Raw genomic sequence first — 667 nt, 5'->3', positions numbered from 1 at the left:
AAAAGCTCAAAATAAAGAATAACTCTGTGTATTTGACAATAATTTAAGGTCAATAGGGTTAATCAATGTAAAAAATCCCGTCCTTTAGCAATATTTGATTAGACCGCCCTTGGAGCGGTTGTCACAGCCCCTGATGCTGAAACCAAGTTTTTCCCCTCAACGAGCCTGTGTTAGTTTTTACACATGAGGGTGAGAAAATCCAAAAGCTTGGGCGAAGGGGAACGGCTCTTGATGTGATTAACGCCGTGTGTGCGCAGGGGATTGAGGCACAAATTATTCTTGTGCGGGTGGAAGAAAAGTCAACCATTGCTGAGACACAAACCGAAATGGTGGGATCCAATACTCACTTGACCGGTGTGCATGCCTTAGCGCATGCGCGGGGGCATTTGGGGGTGGAGCCTGGGATTTTACTGGCACCGGCTTATAGTGCAGGGCGGATTGATAATGGCAAAAACCCCGTGGCAGACGCCTTGGAACAAGTGGCAGAAAAGTTGCAAGCCATTGCCGTGTTTGATACGGGGGGTAAAAATGCGGAAGAAAGCCTTGCCTATCGTGCAGATTTTTCCTCACGCTTTTGTTATTTGATTGACCCCTTTGTACGGGTGGCAAATCGTGAGGGGGGTGTTAGTGTTAAACCCGCAAGTCCTTTTGCAGCAGCCATGTTTAT

Annotated in this window: 1 pseudogene; it reads left to right on the top strand. The window is 47.2% G+C overall.

What is annotated here, in order from left to right:
• Nucleotides 1–90 precede the first annotated feature (90 nt).
• Nucleotides 91–667 (top strand): annotated as a pseudogene (locus tag ACFIL8_RS11990) (phage tail protein); the annotation flags it as partial.

The organism is Bartonella sp. AP57NXGY (assembly GCF_042195805.1).
Taxonomy (GTDB): Bacteria; Pseudomonadota; Alphaproteobacteria; order Rhizobiales; family Rhizobiaceae; genus Bartonella.
Note: the sequence above shows the minus strand (reverse complement) of the source record. Positions and strands in the feature narration are given on the sequence as shown.